This is a genomic window from Pseudomonas sp. QC2, assembly GCF_002859085.1.
Taxonomy (GTDB): domain Bacteria; phylum Pseudomonadota; class Gammaproteobacteria; order Pseudomonadales; family Pseudomonadaceae; genus Aquipseudomonas; species Aquipseudomonas petroselini.
The window spans coordinates 19631-36107 of the sequence record NZ_PKKS01000017.1 but is presented as its reverse complement, the minus strand read 5'-3'; the positions used below and the strand labels follow the sequence as shown (position 1 = coordinate 36107).

The following is a 16477-nucleotide window of genomic DNA, read 5'->3' as shown; positions in this document are numbered from 1 at the left end:
CAGGCATGTGGGAGGGGGCTTGCCCCCGATAGCGGTGGATCAGCCAATGCACTTGGTGACTGACACATCGCCATCGGGGGCAAGCCCCCTCCCACATTTGCCTGTGCATCACCCAAATCAATCTTGCTATCCAGCTTCTATTCGCGCACTTAGACTCAGGCCAATTCCTCCAAAGGTAAGCCGCCATGTCCGAGACGCTGCTCAGTTCCCGCAATCTGGCTTTCGAGCTGTACGAAGTCCTCGATGCCGAGGGCCTGACCCAGCGCGAGCGGTTTGCCGAGCACACTCGCGAAACCTTCGACGCGGCCATCAGCACCGCCCGCACGATCGCCGAGAAGTATTTCGCCCCCCACAACCGCAAGAACGACGAAAACGAACCCCGTTACGAAGACGGCCAGGCGATCCTGATTCCGGAGGTGAAACCGGCGGTGGATGCGTTCCTCGAAGCCGGCTTTCTCAACGCGGCGCGTAGTTTCGAAGCGGGCGGCATGCAACTGCCCACGCTGCTGTCTCAAGCCTGTTTCGCGCATTTCCAGTCGGCCAACGCCGCCTCGACGTCCTACCCGTTCCTGACCATGGGCGCCGCCAACCTGATCGAAAGCTTCGGCACCGACGATCAGAAACAGCGCTTTCTGCAACCGATGATCGACGGCCGTTTCTTTGGCACCATGGCCCTCACCGAACCCCACGCCGGCTCATCGCTGTCGGATATTCGTACCCGCGCAGAGCCTGCGGCCGACGGCACGTATCGACTCAAGGGCAACAAGATCTTCATCTCCGGCGGCGATCACCCGCTGTCGGAAAACATCGTGCACATGGTGCTGGCCAAGCTGCCGGACGCACCGGCTGGGGTGAAGGGCATTTCGCTGTTTATCGTGCCCAAGTTCCTGGTCAACGACGACGGTAGCCTGGGCGAGCGCAACGACGTGCTGCTGGCCGGGCTTTTCCACAAGATGGGCTGGCGCGGCACCACGTCCACGGCGCTGAATTTCGGCGATAACGGGCACTGTGTCGGCTATCTGGTGGGCAAGCCGCACCAAGGTTTGAGCTGCATGTTCCAAATGATGAACGAAGCACGCATCGGCGTGGGCATGGGCGCAGTGATGCTCGGTTACGCCGGCTACCTCTACTCCCTGGAGTACGCCCGCGAACGCCCGCAAGGGCGTCTGCCCGACAGTAAAGACCCTACGACCGCGCCAGTCTCGATCATCCAGCATGCCGACATCAAACGTATGCTGTTGACGCAAAAAGCCTACGTGGAAGGTGCCTTCGACCTGGGCCTCTACGCCGCACGCCTGTTCGACGACACCACCACCCTGGAAACCGACGCCGAGCGCAAGCACGCCCACGAACTGCTGGACCTGCTGACGCCCATCGTCAAATCCTGGCCCTCGGAGTTCTGCCTCAAGGCCAACGAACTGGCGATCCAGATCCTCGGTGGCCACGGTTACACCCGTGAATACCCGGTGGAACAGTACTACCGCGATAACCGCCTGAATCCGATCCATGAAGGCACCCATGGCATCCAGTCCCTGGATTTGCTTGGGCGCAAGCTGGCGCAGAACGGTGGCGCGGGCTTGAAGCAACTCATCAGGCTGATGGCCGAAACCGGTGCCCGCGCGCAGGAATACCCAAGCCTCAGCCCACTCAGGGAACCGCTGGAACAGTTGGTCAACCGCCTGCAAAGCGTGACGATCGGCCTGCTGACGGATCTCGCCCACGGCAAGGTCAACAGCAGCCTGGCGAACTCGGCGCTGTACTTGAAGGTGTTCGGGCATACGGTGATTGGCTGGCGCTGGCTGGAACAGGCGATTCGCGCCGAAGAAGGACTGGCCAAGGGCGAGGCGGCCGATGTGGCCTTCTATAAAGGCAAGCTCCAGGCCGCCCGGTACTTCCTGACCTGGGAAGTACCGAGCTGCCATCATGAGCTGGCAATTCTGGAGGCCCGCGATGATACGTGCCTCAGTATGCAAGATGAGTGGTTCTAAGGCGTTCCGATCGCCTTGGAAATCACATCGACCGTGGCGCTGACTTGCTCTTGGTAACGGTCGAGTTCCTGCTGGTGCGCCTGCTGCATTTCGATCTGCTCGGCGCACAGGTTCAGCGCCGCCAGCACCAGTAACTTGTCACCGATCAGGGTCGGGTACTTTTTCTTGGTGTTGGCCAGGGAGGCCTTGAGCAGGGTCACGGCGTGCATCAGGGTTTTATCTTCGCCGGCCGGTGCCTTGATCGAGTAATCCTCTCCGAGAATCGAAACGACCTTTATCCCTTCACTCATGCGCTGACAGGCCCTGCGCTCACACGCTCAACCAGCGCCTGGATACGCGCGGCGGTCGCGCCGTGTTTTTCTTCCTGCTCCATGAGGTTCAGTTGCAGGCTGTCGTTCTCATCCTTGGCACGCGCCAGTTCGGCCTTAAGGGATTCGTTGCTGCCCAACAGGTCCTGATTCTGCTGTACGAGGTCGCTGACCAGTTGTTCCAATTGGCTGAGGGATGCTTCTAACATTTTGATTTCTCGGGCTTTTTCAAAGGGCGGTGACGATAAAGAAAATTCACCTCGGATGCCAGGGTTATCCCCGGCGCACAGCCCGTTTTTTAAGGGCCGGGCCGCACTTTCGAGCCTTAGTGACTGCATTTACCCGATCTGGTTCCTGAATCGGCCAAACCCCTCGTCAGATGCGACAAAACCGCACAGGCCCCTTTAGACTTTAGTCGTACGACCGATAGAGAGGCACAGACCGTCTCATGGCCGCACGGATCGCGCTCTCCCCCAGGATTCCCGCATGTCGCTACGTAATATGAATATCGCTCCGAGGGCCTTCCTCGGCTTCGCGTTTATTGGCGCATTGATGCTGCTTCTCGGTATTTTCGCGCTGAATCAGATGAGCAAGATCCGTGGCGCCACCCAGGACATCACCCTGTCCAGCGTCCCGAGCATCCGCGCCCTTGATGACTTCACCCAACTCACCTTGCGCCTGCGGGTGTTGTCCTATCGCTTGCTGACCAACCGCGAGCCGGACGTTCAGCAAAAGACCCTGGAAGCCTTCGAACTGCGCAACCAGCAGATCCGCGCCGCTCAGGGCACTTACGAAAAACTGATCGACAGCAGTGAGGAGCGCTCGATCTACGACGAATACATCCGCCTGCTTGCCCAGTACCAACAGATTGAAGCGCGCATGAAGAGCCTGTCGCGCGCCAACCAGGTCGAAGAGCTGCGCACCCTGCTCAACACCAAGCTGTTGAGCAACTCCGAGCAGGTCAACACCGTGCTCAACCGCCTGCTGGACTACAACAACAAGGCCGCCCTTGCCACCAACCAACAGGCTGAAGACCAGTACAACATGGCCTTCAACTGGGTGATTGGCCTGCTGATTATCGCCACGGCACTGACGATGCTGTTCGCCTGGCTGCTGACCCGCAGCATCACCCTGCCCATTTCCCTGGCACTGGAAGCGGCGGAAGAAGTGGCCGAAGGCAACCTGACCCGCCCGATCAAGGTCGACGGCAACGACGAAGCCGGACGCCTGCTGGCGGCCATGGCCAAGATGCAGGACAAACTGCGCGACACCCTGCAACGCATCGCGGGTTCCGCCAGCCAGTTGGCGTCGGCCGCCGAAGAACTGAACGCGGTCACCGACGAAAGCGCCCGTGGCCTGACCCAGCAAAACAACGAAATCGAACAAGCCGCCACGGCGGTGAACGAGATGACCAGTGCCGTCGAAGAAGTCGCACGCAATGCGGTCAGCACGTCCGAAGCTTCGCGCAACGCCACCACCTCCGCCGGGGATGGCCGTGATTTGGTGCAGGAAACCGTCAGCGCCATTGAACGCATGAGCGGCGACGTACAAGCGACCGCAACACTGATTGGCGACTTGGCCAATGAATCGCGCGATATCGGCAAGGTGCTGGACGTGATTCGCGGCCTGGCTGACCAGACCAACCTGCTGGCCCTGAACGCCGCCATCGAAGCGGCCCGTGCGGGTGAAGCCGGCCGTGGCTTTGCGGTGGTCGCCGATGAAGTGCGGGCCCTGGCCCATCGCACCCAGCAGTCGACCAGCGAAATCGAACGAATGATCGGCAGCATCCAGGCCGGCACCGAGCACGCGGTGGACTCGATGCGCAACAGCACCGAACGCGCCGAATCGACACTGAACATCGCCAAAGGCGCCGGGATGTCACTGGACACCATCAACACCGCGATTGTGGAGATCAACGAACGCAACCTGGTCATCGCCAGCGCGGCGGAAGAGCAGGCGCAGGTGGCGCGGGAAGTGGACCGTAACCTGGTGAACATCCGTGATTTGTCGGTACAGTCGGCTACCGGCGCCAGCCAGACCAGTGCGGCGAGCAGCGAGTTGTCGCGCCTGGCGGTGGATCTGAACGGGCTGGTAGGACGCTTCCAGCTCTAACTGACACCCATCAGAAAAGTTTTGTTGTGAGCAGGCTTGCCCTGCGCTGGGCTGCGAAGCGGCCCCAACCGTCACACCTCATTTTTACAGGTAGACCGCGGTGAATGGTTTTGGGGCTGCTTCGCAGCCCAGCGCAGGGCAAGCCTGCTCACCACAACAAGCCCTGCTCATCACAACAGGCCTGCCCAACACAACAAGCGCCCTGCCGCATTCGGATCCCTGTGAATCAGAAAAAGCTTTTTGACAGCGCAGCAATTCAACAGGTTAGAATCGCTGGCACGCAGACTGCATGGTCAGTTTGCGCCCTGTCTTGTTTGCTCATGGAGTACTGCCTTTGAATGCGACGACCATCAACAGCCTGTTCTTGATCGGCGCGTTGCTGGTGAGTGCGAGCATTCTGGTAAGTTCTCTGTCGTCCCGCCTGGGCATCCCGATCCTGGTGATCATCCTGGCCGTGGGCATGGTCGCCGGCGTCGATGGCGGCGGCATCATCTTCGATAACTACCCGACCGCCTATCTGGTGGGCAACCTCGCGTTGGCGGTGATCCTGCTCGACGGCGGCCTGCGCACGCGGGTGGCGAGTTTCCGCGTGGCACTCTGGCCGGCCTTGTCGCTGGCCACGGTGGGGGTGTTGATTACCACCGGCCTCACCGGCATGGCGGCAGCCTGGCTGTTTGACCTCAATATCATCCAGGGCCTGTTGATCGGCGCGATTGTCGGTTCCACGGACGCCGCGGCGGTGTTCTCGTTGCTCGGCGGCAAGGGCCTGAACGAACGGGTCACCGCCAGCCTGGAAATCGAATCCGGCAGCAACGACCCGATGGCGGTGTTCCTCACCGTCACCTTGATCGACATGCTCGCCAGCGGCCAGACCGGCCTGCACTGGAGCCTGCTGACGCACCTGGTGCGCGAGTTCGGCATCGGCGGCGTGGTCGGCCTGGGTGGCGGCTGGCTGATGCTGCAGATGGTCAACCGCATCAACCTGGCCACCGGCCTGTACCCGATCCTGGTGATCGCCGGTGGCCTGTTCGTGTTTGCCGTGACCAACGCCCTGCACGGCAGCGGCTTCCTCGCCGTGTACCTGTGCGGCCTGGTGATCGGCAACCGCCCGGTGCGCAGCCGTCATGGCATTTTGCATATGCTCGACGGCATGGCGTGGCTGGCGCAGATCGGCATGTTCCTGGTGCTGGGCCTGCTGGTTACACCCCACGACTTGCTGCCTATCGCGCTGCCGGCCCTGGGCCTGGCGCTGTGGATGATCCTGTTTGCGCGGCCGCTGTCGGTGATGGTCGGCCTGCTGCCGTTCAAGGCGTTCCACGGCCGCGAAAAAGCCTTTATCGCCTGGGTCGGCCTGCGCGGCGCGGTACCGATCATTCTGGCAGTGTTCCCCCTGATGGCCGGGCTGCCGCATGCGCAGCTGTACTTCAACCTGGCGTTCTTTATCGTGCTGGTCTCGCTGCTGGTGCAGGGCACCAGCCTGCCGTGGGTGGCCAAACTGCTCAAGGTCACCGTGCCGCCGGACCCGGCGCCGATTTCCCGCGCAGCCCTGGAAGTGCATGTCACCAGCGAGTGGGAGCTGTTCGTCTACCGCCTCGGTGCGGAAAAATGGTGCATCGGCGCAGCCCTGCGCGAACTGAAAATGCCTGAAGGCACGCGGATCGCCGCGCTGTTCCGTGGCCAGCAACTGCTCCATCCGTCGGGTAGTACCGTGCTGGAAGTCGGCGATTTGCTCTGCGTGATCGGCCATGAACACAACCTGCCGGCCCTCGGCAAACTGTTCAGCCAGGCACCGCAACGCGGTTTGGATTTACGCTTCTTCGGCGACTTCGTGCTCGAAGGCGACGCCCAGCTGGGCGCGGTTTCCGCCCTGTACGGCCTGAAGCTGGAAGGCATCGACCCGGACATGCCGCTGAGCCGCTTCATCACCCAGAAAGTGGGGGGGGCGCCAGTCGTCGGCGACCAGGTGGAGTGGAACAACACCATCTGGACCGTCGCGGTCATGGACGGGAACAAGATTGGCAAAGTCGGCGTCAGATTCCCCGAAGGAAGTCGCCCGGGCCCCGGACTCTTCCTCTAAACTGCGGGGCGACGACGCCCCCGATTCTTCACCTTGCTCGACCGGTCTCTATGCCAACCCTGCGCACTTTTCTCGCCACTGCCCTGCTGGGCTTGACTCTTTGTATCGGCACCGTTCACGCGGCCGACCCGCCCAGCGCCGACGCCATCCAGCAAACCCTGGACAAGCTGCCTGACCGCAAGCTGCCCGATGCCGACATGAAGGCGCTGCAGACCATCCTGCAACAGACCCTGACCTACCTCGGCAACAAGCAGGATTACGAGCAGCGGCTGGTCGATCTCAAGCGCCAATTGGAAGATGCGCCGCGCCAGACCGTCGAGAACCAGCGCGAGCTGACCCGGCTCAAGGCCACCAAAATCATCCCGGTCGCCCAGCGCTACGCCAGCCTGCCGGTGCCCCAGCTTGAGCAATTACTGGTGCAGCGCAGCACTCAGCAAGGCGACTTGCAGAAAGAACTGGCCGACGCCAACAGCCTGTCCATCGCTGCCCAGACTCGCCCGGAGCGCGCCCAGACCGAGATCAGCAGCAGCCAGACGCGTATCCAGCAGATCAATTCGATCCTAAAGGCCGGCAAAGACAACGGTAAATCCCTCAGCGGCGACCAGCGCAACCAGCTCAACGCCGAACTCGCGGCCCTCAACGCGCTGATCCCGCTGCGCCGCCAGGAACTGGCCGGCAACAGCCAACTGCAAGACCTGGGCAACAGCCAGCACGACCTGGTGATGGAAAAGACCGCGCGCCTGGAACAAGAGATCCAGGACCTGCAGACCCTGATCAACCAGAAGCGCCTGGCCCAGTCCCAGCAGACCGTGACCCAACAGTCCATCGAAGCGCAAAAGGCCGGCGGCAGCAGCCTGCTGGCCACGGAAAGCGCGGCCAACCTGAAGCTGTCCGACTACCTGCTCAAAAGCACCGACCGCCTCAACGACCTGACCCAGAAAAACCTGCAGACCAAACAGCAACTCGACACCGTAACCCAGAGCGATTCGGCCCTCGACGAGCAGATCAACGTGCTCAAAGGCAGCCTGCTGCTGTCGAAGATCCTCTACAAACAAAAGCAGGCCTTGCCGCGCCTGACGGTCGACCGCGACCTGGCGGACGATATCGCCAACATTCGCCTGTACCAGTTCGAGGTCAACCAGCAGCGCGAGCTGATCAGCTCGCCCAGTGCCTATGTGGATAACTTGCTGGCGAACCAATCGCCGGAAGACGTCACCCCGCAACTGCGCCGTACTTTGCTGGAACTGGCGATCACCCGCAGCGACCTGCTGGAGCGCCTGAGCCGCGAGCTGAGTGCGCTGCTCAACGAGTCCATCACCCTGCAACTGAACCAGAAACAACTGCTCAGCACCGCCACGACATTGCGGGCGACGCTGGATGAGCAGATGTTCTGGATTCCCAGCAACAAGCCGCTGGATACCGAGTGGCTGGAAACCGTCCCGGCGCACCTGAGCAAGCAAGTCACCACCCTGCCCTGGGCGTCCAGCGTCAGCGAACTGTACGACGGCCTGACCCAACGCCCGCTGCTGTTCCTGCCGCTGCTGCTGTTGATCGGCGCGCTGCTGTGGCGACGCAAAGCCCTGTACCAGCGCCTGAACAAGGTCCACCTGGACATCGGTCACTTCAAGCGCGACAGCCAATGGCACACGCCGCAGGCCATCCTGATCAATATCCTGCTGGCGATGCCGGTGTCCCTGGGCTTGGCGCTGTGCGGTTACGCGCTGCAGATCGACGCCCGGGGGCAAAACGCCAACTTGGGCGCGGCATTGCTGCAAATCGCCCAGGCGTGGCTGGTGTTCTACACCGCCTACCGCATCCTGGCGCCAGGCGGCGTGGCCGAACTGCACTTCCGCTGGGAAAAGCCCCAGGTCGAATTCCTGCAAGGTTGGGTGCGCAAGCTCGGGCTGGTGGTGCTCGCGCTGGTGGCCGTGGTGGCGATTGCCGAGCACCAACCGGCGGCGCTCGCCGACGACGTGCTGGGCATCGGCGTGGTACTGACCTGTTATGCGCTGATGGCCTGGCTGCTGGGTCGCCTGCTGCTGCATAGCCCGACCCATGAAAAAGCCTCGCTGTTTCGCAAGGCCGTGGGCCTGTTATTCACCGCACTGCCCGTCGCGTTGTTTATCGCCGTGTGCTTCGGCTATTACTACACCGCGCTCAAGCTCAGCGACCGGCTGATCAACACCCTGTACCTGCTGATGTTTTGGCTGGTGATCGAAGCCACCTTCGTGCGCGGCCTGGGCGTTGCCGCCCGGCGCCTGGCTTATGCACGCGCCCTGGCCAAACGCCAGGCCGCCAAGGAAGCCGGCGACGGTGAAGCGGTGATCGAAGAGCCGACCCTGGACATCGAGCAGGTCAACGAACAGTCCATGCGCCTGATCCGCCTGGCCCTGCTCGGCGGCTTTATCGCAGCGCTGTACTGGGTGTGGTCGGACTTGATCTCGGTGTTTTCCTACCTCGACAACGTCACCCTCTACGAATACACCAGCGGCACCGGCGCGAATATCAGCATGGTGCCCATCAGCATCGGCGACTTGCTCGGCGCGCTGATCATCATCGGTATTACCTTCGCGCTGGCGCGCAACCTGCCCGGCCTGCTGGAGGTGCTGGTGCTGTCCAAGCTGGAGCTGGCCCAGGGCAGCGCCTACGCGACCACCACCTTGCTTTCGTACGTGATTGCCGGCGTCGGTTTTGTCTCCACCTTGTCGACCCTCGGCGTGAGCTGGGACAAGTTGCAATGGCTGGTGGCGGCACTGTCGGTGGGCTTGGGCTTCGGCATGCAGGAGATCTTCGCCAACTTTATCTCCGGCATCATGATCCTGTTCGAACGCCCGGTACGCATCGGCGACACCATCACCATCGGCAACCTGTCGGGCACGGTGAGCAAGATCCGCATCCGCGCCACCACGATCACCGACTTTGATCGCAAGGACATCATTGTCCCGAACAAGACCTTCATCACCGGGCAACTGATCAACTGGTCGCTGACCGACACCATCACGCGGGTCACCCTGAAACTCGGCGTGGACTACGGCTCCGACTTGGACCTGGTGAAGGAGCTGCTGCTCAAGGCCGCCAGGGAAAACCCACGGGTACTGAAAGAACCCGAACCGCACGTGTACTTCCTCAACTTTGGCGAAAGTACCCTCGACCACGAACTGCGCATGCACGTGCGTGACCTGGGTGACCGCAACCCGGTGCTGGACGAGGTCAACCGCTACATCAACCGTGAATTCAAGAAACAGCACATCAACATCTCGTTCCGGCAGATGGAGGTGTACCTCAAGAACATGCACGGTCAGGAGTACAAGCTGGTGCCGGTCGAGGATGATCGCAAGACCATCGCTGGGCCGGCCCCGGAGCAGGACGCCCCCGAGCCGCCAGCCAGCAAAGTTGATGACGCGCCGGAACCGCCGCCGAGCAAACTCGACTAACCGCGCTATCCCCAGCAGAATGCTCGGACATTCTGCTGGAGATGGCCGGTGAAAGCCCTCGACGAACTGACCTTCGACAACCGCTTCGCACGCCTGGGCGACGCGTTTTCAACCCACGTATTGCCCGAGCCCCTCGACGCGCCGCGCCTGGTCGTGGCGAGTAACGCTGCCATGGCGTTGCTCGACCTCGACCCGGCGGTGGCTGAAACGCCGGTATTCGCCGAGCTGTTTGGTGGGCACAAGCTGTGGGCCGAAGCCGAGCCGCGGGCGATGGTCTATTCCGGGCATCAGTTCGGTGGCTACACCCCACAACTGGGCGATGGCCGTGGGTTGTTGCTGGGCGAAGTGTACAACGAGGCCGGCGAACACTGGGACCTGCACCTCAAGGGCGCCGGGATGACGCCTTACTCGCGCATGGGCGATGGACGCGCCGTGTTGCGCTCGTCGATCCGCGAGTTCCTGGCGTCCGAAGCGCTGCACGCCCTGGGCATCCCCAGCAGCCGCGCATTGTGCGTGATCGGTTCCGACACACCCGTATGGCGCGAGAAGCAGGAACGCGGCGCCATGGTGTTACGTATGGCTCACAGCCATATCCGCTTCGGCCATTTCGAATACTTCTACTACACCAAGAAACCCGAGCAGCAGGCCGAGTTGGCCGAACACGTGCTGAACTTGCACTACCCCGAATGCCGCGAACAGCCTGAACCCTACCTGGCCATGTTCCGCGAAATCGTCGAGCGCAATGCCGAACTGATCGCCAAATGGCAGGCCTATGGCTTTTGCCACGGGGTGATGAACACCGACAACATGTCGATCCTCGGTATCACCTTCGACTTCGGGCCGTTTGCGTTCCTGGACGACTTCGACGCGCACTTCATCTGCAACCACTCCGACCACGAAGGGCGTTACTCCTTCAGCAACCAAGTGCCGATCGGCCAGTGGAACCTCAGCGCCCTGGCGCAGGCGCTGACGCCGTTCATCAGCGTTGATGCCTTGAAGGAAGCGCTCGGCCTGTACCTGCCGCTGTACCAGGCCAATTACCTGGACCTGATGCGCCGCCGCCTGGGACTGACCACCGCCGAAGACGATGACCAGAAGCTGGTCGAGCGGTTATTGAAGCTGATGCAGAACAGCGGCGTGGATTACACGCTGTTCTTCCGGCGCCTGGGGGATGAGCCCGCGGCGCTGGCGGTGACGCGGCTGCGCGATGACTTTGTCGACCTGGCCGGGTTTGATGTCTGGGCCGAGCAGTACAAGGCCCGCGTTGAACGGGATGGCGACAACAGCGAAGAACAACGCCGTGCGCGGATGCATGCGGTGAACCCGCTTTACATCCTGCGCAACTACCTGGCGCAGAACGCTATCGCGGCCGCCGAGTCAGGGGATTACAGCGAAGTGCGGCGGTTGCATGAGGTGCTGTCAAAGCCGTTCGAGGAACAAGCGGGGATGGAGCAATACGCGCAGCGGCCACCGGATTGGGGCAAGCATTTGGAGATTAGTTGTTCGTCGTAAACCTTTAAATGAAGGTTTCTACTGATACGCCGAAGCGCTCAGCCAGCCAACGAATTTGCCGTATGTTGAGTTGGCGTTTTCCACTCAATACCTCAGAGACCACCGACTGGGCACCAACCCCCGGCAGGTCGCTCTGAGTGAGGTTGTGTTCGCGCATCATGTAGCGCAATACATCAGCACCACTGGCGACGGGCATTGGGCGGTGCTTATGATCGTAGGCTTCGATCCAGTCACTGAGGATATCCACCAGGCTCATCAGCGGACTGTCTTCATTTTCACCGATCAGACTCAGCAACTCGTCCAAACCACATACCAGCGCGTCGTAGTCTGCCTCGTTTTCTGGTTTGCGCATCACGGGTGAAACAAATTGCCAGTGTTCGGCGGCTACTCGCATAAGCGCGCTCATCTGATGTTTTCCTTCCATTTATCTTTCTCATAATCGCGGTGATCAAGCAGATGCTTGATGTAGACGCGCTGCGCCTGATACTCCACGCCAGCAATCAACCTCAGCTTATTGCCTCCAATATCGAAAACGTGAAACTCCCCGACCTTATCCGTGGCGGGGAACATGGCTTTCATCGCCGCGAAATCTTTGGGGTCATTTCGCTTCATTACTCGATACCACTGATCCAACGCGGTTGCTGACCGTGGCCACTTTTCCTTCGCTTCCCAGATCCTTTTCTCGCTGATCACTCGCATGCAACATCCTTATCGCATCTTGCTATGAAGGTTAAACTCGAATTCCGAATATCGCAATTTGCGATAATCGCAAACAGACCAATGGTTCAAAACAGAACAGGCTCTGACAGCCTAGATAGGCGGCCCTACATCAGCACGGGCAAAACTGTCAGTGGATAAGTCACCCTCTCCCCGCCTTGATAAACACCTCGCCCGACTCCAGATACAGTCCATTGGCAACACCCAAGGAGCCCATCATGTCCGAACCGCTTGTAATCCCCTGCCCTCATTGCAACGGCCTCAACCGCATACCCGGTGAACGCCTGGGCGATGCGCCCAAATGCGGGCGCTGCAAGCAGCCGGTTTTACTGAACAAGCCTTTTGAGCTGAAGCAAGGCGATTACGCCAGCCAGATCAAAGGCGATTTGCCGTTGCTGGTGGATGTGTGGGCCGACTGGTGTGGGCCGTGTAAATCGTTTGCGCCGGTGTTCGAGCAGGCGGCCGGGCAGTTGGCGGGCAAGTGCCGCTTGGCCAAGCTGGACAGCGAGGCCAATCAGCAGTTGTCGGCGCAGTTGGGGATTCGCTCGATTCCCAGTTTGATTCTGTTCAAGAACGGCCGCGAAGTGGCCCGCCAGAGCGGAGCGTTCCCATTGCCGCAGTTGATGAGCTGGTTGCGTAGCCAGGGCGTGTAAACACGGTCGAATGTGGGAGCTGGCTTGCCTGCGATGGCAGTGTTGAATTCACTACCGCTATCGCAGGCAAGCCAGCTCCCACACTGACCGCATTCCAGCTTTAGGCCAACGGGGCTTCGCGATCCATTATTTGGCCGACGAACATGACGCCGAGTTCGCTTAACTGGTGGATGGCCAGGGCCACGTCGCGGTGTTCACCGGTGAGGTCGTTGGACAGGTTGAGCAACAGGGTTCGGACGGAGGAGAAGGTTTCGTAGCTGTTGAGGATGAGGGTTTCGGTGGGGAGGTTGGGGGTGACGGTGAATAACATGCTTTTCGTTCTCTGATAGGGCCACCACCTATTCGCTACTAAACGAGGGCGGCAGCTGTACGCAGGTTAGTAGACCGGGAACGAAAGCAAAAACCGGCGCACCCGAAGGTGCCCTGCGCACAGCCACCATCAGATAGGCGAGAAAACGCCATGCTTTTGGAGCAGTGCACATACTTTCGTCTGTTGGGGCTACTAAACCCGATCACTGAACATTCAGCGACCCAGGAACCTTAGAGACGCCCATCCAGACGCACAAGCCAGCGGATTCTGGCTTACCTGTAGGCAACGTTACAAGACACACCCCCTATTGCCAGACCCGTCCTACAGACTGTGTGGGACACATCCATTTCCATCTGCCGAAACGCGATAAAAATGTGGGAGGGGGCCTGCTCCCGATAGCCGTGGTCAGTCAGTACATCTGTGACTGAAGCACCGCAATCGGGAGCAAGCCCCCTCCCACAGGGTTTTGTGTTGTCGTTTAGATCACGCGTTTTCCAGCAGGTTATGCAGCTCCACAAACTGCTGCGTCAGCTTATGCCGTGGGTCCAGGTGGATCAGGGGTTTGTTCTCCTGGTGCGACTCACGCATGCGCACGGAACTGGCCAGGTACACCGGCAGCACCGGCAAGCCTTCGGCAATCAATTCATCCAGCATCTGCTGGGGCAGGCTCGCCCGGGCCTGGAACTGATTGACCACGATGCCTTCCACTTCCAGGCCTTCGTTGTGGTCTTCCTTCAGTTCTTCGATTTCAGCCAGCAGGCCATACAACGCCTGGCGCGAGAAGCTGTCGCAATCGAAGGGAATCAGTACACGATCAGCGGCGATCAACGCCGAAACCGCATAGAAATTCAGCGCCGGTGGCGTATCCAGGTAAATCCGGTCGTAATCCTCGCTCAGCTCATCCAGCAGCTTTCGCAGCTTGTTGATCTTATGCTTGGCTTCAAGCTTGGGCTGCAGGTCCGCCAATTCGGCGGTCGCGGTGATGACGTGCAGGTTGTCGAAGGGGGTTTCGTAGATATCCACCCGGTTTTTCTTCGAAAACGGCCCGGAAGACAGGGTCTGCTTGAAGAATTCGGCAATCCCCATCGGTATATCGTCGCCGGTCAGCCCGGTGAGGTACTGGGTTGAATTGGCTTGTGCATCGAGGTCCACCAACAGGGTTCGATAGCCTTCGCTGGCGCTCACCGCCGCCAGGTTGCAGGCGATGCTGGACTTGCCCACGCCGCCTTTCTGATTGAACACCACACGCCGCATGGAAAAACCTCCGTGTATCAATGAATGTCCGAGTGTAGAGGGCAAAAGCGCCTGTTAGCTACCTCGTTCATCCATGCACTGCTGCATCACGAACCATTGGCGATCTGGCTGTCATACACAGCTCACAGGTTAAAAAGAACCGTCCCACGCACCATCCCAGCCCCAGGTGAAGGAAAATCTGTAAATCTTTTTCATCTATTTGTAATTCCCTATGCACAATTCTTTACCAAAGTTTGCTAGAACCCCACGGCACCGGGATAATGCGCGCCATTCGGCTATTGCTCCCTGTCCCGGTATTCGGGGCCAACTGCCGCACATGGAAGCCCGCAGGGGCGGGATAACGTCTCAGTGATCACTTTCAACATCGCCCAATGGCGCGCCTGGGCCCCTGGCCTGGAGAGTGCGGACGACTGGCACGCCTGGTGCCAGGCCCCGGTGTTGCTGCCTGCAAGCGAAGCCTCCCCCGACGTCTCGTTCCTACCCGCCATGCAACGTCGCCGCCTCAGCCGCCTGGCGCGCATGGCATTCAGTGTGGGCTGGCCGCTGGCTGAGGGCTTGGAAGACTTGCCGCTGGTGTTTATCTCCCGGCATGGCGAAACCCCACGCACCCTCGATATCCTCAGCGACCTGGCCAACGACCAGCCACTGTCGCCGACCCAGTTCAGCCTGTCGGTGCACAACGCGGTGATAGGCCTGTGGTCGATCCTGCGCAATGAAACCAGCGAAATGACCGCCCTCGCCGCCGCAGGCGACGGCCTGGAACACGGCATGCTCGAAGCCGCCGCGCTGCTCAACGAAGGCGCGCCGGCCGTTTTGCTGGTGATTACCGAAGAGCAGCCGCCTGCCGCCTACGCCAGTTGGATCGTTGACGTGCCCTTCCCCTACGCCCTCGGCCTGTTGCTGACACCGGGCGACGAGTGGCAACTGGAACTAAACAGCGGCGGTGTCCAACTCACACAAGCCCAGTGGCCCCACGCCCTGAACCTGCTGCGCACCCTGCTCACTGATCAGGGTGCCTGCCAACATGCCTGGAAGAACCGAGTATGGAACTGGCAACGCAAGCCGTGAACGACAAGCCACGGGACGCTTACTACTGGCGCCTGTTCGCCACCGCCGCCAGTTTCTTTGTGTTCGGCATCGGTGGGCTGTGCCTGCGTTTGCTGGTATTTCCGCTGCTCGGCTGCCTGCCAGGCAGCGCCGAAAAACACCAGCGCCGTGCCCGTCACACCATCAGCAAACTGTTCTGGTTCTTTATCCGCCTGATGCAGCGCGCCGGCGTGCTCACCTACAGCGTCGAAGGCGCGGAAAAACTCGGCCGCCCGGGCCAGATGATCATCGCCAACCACCCGTCGCTGATCGACGTGGTGTTCCTGATCGGCCTGATGCGCCAGACCAACTGCGTGGTCAAGCAGAGCCTGTTCGAAAACCCGTTCATGCGTGGCCCGGTGCGCGACGCAGGCTACATCAGCAATGACGGCAGTTCGGACATGCTCGATGCCGCCGCCGACGCCCTGCGCGCAGGCCAGACGCTGATCATTTTCCCTGAAGGCACCCGCACCACACCCGGCGCGGCGCCTGCCTTTCATCGCGGTGGCGCCGCCATTGCACTGCGGGGTGCGACAATCATCACCCCGGTGGTGATCAAGGTGAGCCCCACCACGCTGACCAAGGCCGAACCCTGGTATCGCATCCCAAAATGCCGCTTTCACTTCAGTTTGCGCGTGGGTGCCGATATAGAACCACATGCGTTCGCAACACTGGGCCCCGCGCCTCAGGCCTCACGCAAGCTCAACGATTACCTGCATCATTATTTTATTAAGGAGCTCGCCGAAGATGAGCGACCAACACCGCCTTGAGCACGACATAAAGATGCTGATCATCGAGGCCCTGGGCCTGGAAGACATCGGCGTCGACGACATCGGCAGCGAGCAAACCCTGTTCGGCGAAGGCCTCGGCCTGGATTCGGTAGACGCCCTGGAATTGGGCCTGGCGATCCAGAAAAAGTACGGCATCAAGATCGATGCCGACGCCAAGGACACGCGCAATCACTTCACCAACGTGGCCAGCCTTGCGGCGTTCGTCACGGCCAGACAGGCAGCTTGAGACCGGACC

15 protein-coding genes are annotated in these 16477 nt (G+C 60.7%); 9 read left to right on the top strand and 6 right to left on the bottom strand.

Annotated elements, in window-relative coordinates; all coding sequences use genetic code 11:
• Positions 1–185 precede the first annotated feature (185 nt).
• Positions 186–1988: an acyl-CoA dehydrogenase gene (locus QCBJ_RS14790; RefSeq protein ID WP_093542868.1), complete on the top strand. Its 1803-nt coding sequence runs from the start codon at positions 186–188 to the stop codon at positions 1986–1988.
• Here the strand turns inward: QCBJ_RS14790 and QCBJ_RS14785 are convergent.
• Positions 1985–2278, bottom strand: coding sequence for a cell division protein ZapA (locus QCBJ_RS14785; RefSeq protein ID WP_012721850.1), 294 nt, complete (start codon positions 2276–2278; stop codon positions 1985–1987). The two genes, QCBJ_RS14790 and QCBJ_RS14785, sit on opposite strands and share 4 nt — an antisense overlap.
• Complete coding sequence (locus tag QCBJ_RS14780; protein WP_012721849.1) at positions 2275–2505, bottom strand: hypothetical protein; 231 nt, start codon at positions 2503–2505, stop codon at positions 2275–2277. Before QCBJ_RS14780 ends, QCBJ_RS14785 begins: the two co-directional genes overlap by 4 nt.
• Positions 2506–2782: 277 nt before the next feature.
• Between QCBJ_RS14780 and QCBJ_RS14775 the strand changes: the two genes are divergently transcribed.
• The 4 genes from QCBJ_RS14775 (at position 2783) to selO (ending at position 11431) form a co-directional block, all read left to right on the top strand.
• Positions 2783–4408 carry a methyl-accepting chemotaxis protein gene (locus tag QCBJ_RS14775; protein ID WP_102061111.1) on the top strand — a complete coding sequence of 542 codons (1626 nt, stop codon included), beginning with the start codon at positions 2783–2785 and terminating at the stop codon, positions 4406–4408.
• A 334-nt stretch (positions 4409–4742) separates the two neighbouring features.
• Positions 4743–6485 (top strand): potassium/proton antiporter, encoded by a 1743-nt coding sequence (locus QCBJ_RS14770; RefSeq protein WP_012721847.1) that lies wholly within the window; start codon positions 4743–4745, stop codon positions 6483–6485.
• 50 nt (positions 6486–6535) lie between these two features.
• The gene (mscK, locus tag QCBJ_RS14765; protein WP_046033884.1) at positions 6536–9919 is read left to right on the top strand and encodes a mechanosensitive channel MscK; all 3384 of its coding nucleotides are present in this window, start codon (positions 6536–6538) and stop codon (positions 9917–9919) included.
• Between the two features lie 48 nt (positions 9920–9967).
• Positions 9968–11431 carry a protein adenylyltransferase SelO gene (gene selO / locus QCBJ_RS14760; RefSeq protein WP_102061110.1) on the top strand — a complete coding sequence of 488 codons (1464 nt, stop codon included), beginning with the start codon at positions 9968–9970 and terminating at the stop codon, positions 11429–11431.
• Positions 11432–11435: 4 nt separating this feature from the next.
• Here the strand turns inward: selO and QCBJ_RS14755 are convergent, their stop codons facing one another.
• Positions 11436–11837: a type II toxin-antitoxin system HigA family antitoxin gene (locus tag QCBJ_RS14755; RefSeq protein ID WP_012721844.1), complete on the bottom strand. Its 402-nt coding sequence runs from the start codon at positions 11835–11837 to the stop codon at positions 11436–11438.
• Positions 11834–12130, bottom strand: coding sequence for a type II toxin-antitoxin system HigB family toxin (locus QCBJ_RS14750; RefSeq protein WP_102061109.1), 297 nt, complete (start codon positions 12128–12130; stop codon positions 11834–11836). Before QCBJ_RS14750 ends, QCBJ_RS14755 begins: the two co-directional genes overlap by 4 nt.
• 236 nt (positions 12131–12366) lie before the next feature.
• On the opposite strand from QCBJ_RS14750, the gene trxC reads away from it, so the two are divergent.
• Positions 12367–12801 carry a thioredoxin TrxC gene (trxC, locus tag QCBJ_RS14745; RefSeq protein WP_012721842.1) on the top strand — a complete coding sequence of 145 codons (435 nt, stop codon included), beginning with the start codon at positions 12367–12369 and terminating at the stop codon, positions 12799–12801.
• Between the two features lie 100 nt (positions 12802–12901).
• Here trxC and QCBJ_RS14740 read toward each other — a convergent pair whose 3' ends face one another.
• Positions 12902–13111 carry a DUF6124 family protein gene (locus QCBJ_RS14740; RefSeq protein WP_102061108.1) on the bottom strand — a complete coding sequence of 70 codons (210 nt, stop codon included), beginning with the start codon at positions 13109–13111 and terminating at the stop codon, positions 12902–12904.
• Positions 13112–13594: 483 nt separating this feature from the next.
• Positions 13595–14365, bottom strand: a complete 771-nt coding sequence (locus QCBJ_RS14735; protein WP_012721840.1) for a ParA family protein — start codon at positions 14363–14365, stop codon at positions 13595–13597.
• Positions 14366–14713: 348 nt separating this feature from the next.
• On the opposite strand from QCBJ_RS14735, the gene QCBJ_RS14730 reads away from it, so the two are divergent.
• The 3 genes from QCBJ_RS14730 to QCBJ_RS14720 are packed head-to-tail and all read left to right on the top strand — an operon-like array spanning position 14714 to position 16468.
• Positions 14714–15433 (top strand): beta-ketoacyl synthase chain length factor, encoded by a 720-nt coding sequence (locus tag QCBJ_RS14730; protein WP_012721839.1) that lies wholly within the window; start codon positions 14714–14716, stop codon positions 15431–15433.
• On the top strand, positions 15409–16221 hold the full coding sequence (locus QCBJ_RS14725; protein ID WP_102061107.1) for a 1-acyl-sn-glycerol-3-phosphate acyltransferase: 813 nt from the start codon (positions 15409–15411) through the stop codon (positions 16219–16221). The genes QCBJ_RS14730 and QCBJ_RS14725 overlap by 25 nt, the downstream gene beginning before the upstream one ends.
• The gene (locus QCBJ_RS14720) at positions 16199–16468 is read left to right on the top strand and encodes a phosphopantetheine-binding protein (protein ID WP_012721837.1); all 270 of its coding nucleotides are present in this window, start codon (positions 16199–16201) and stop codon (positions 16466–16468) included. The genes QCBJ_RS14725 and QCBJ_RS14720 overlap by 23 nt, the downstream gene beginning before the upstream one ends.
• The last annotated feature ends 9 nt before the right edge of the window (positions 16469–16477 follow it).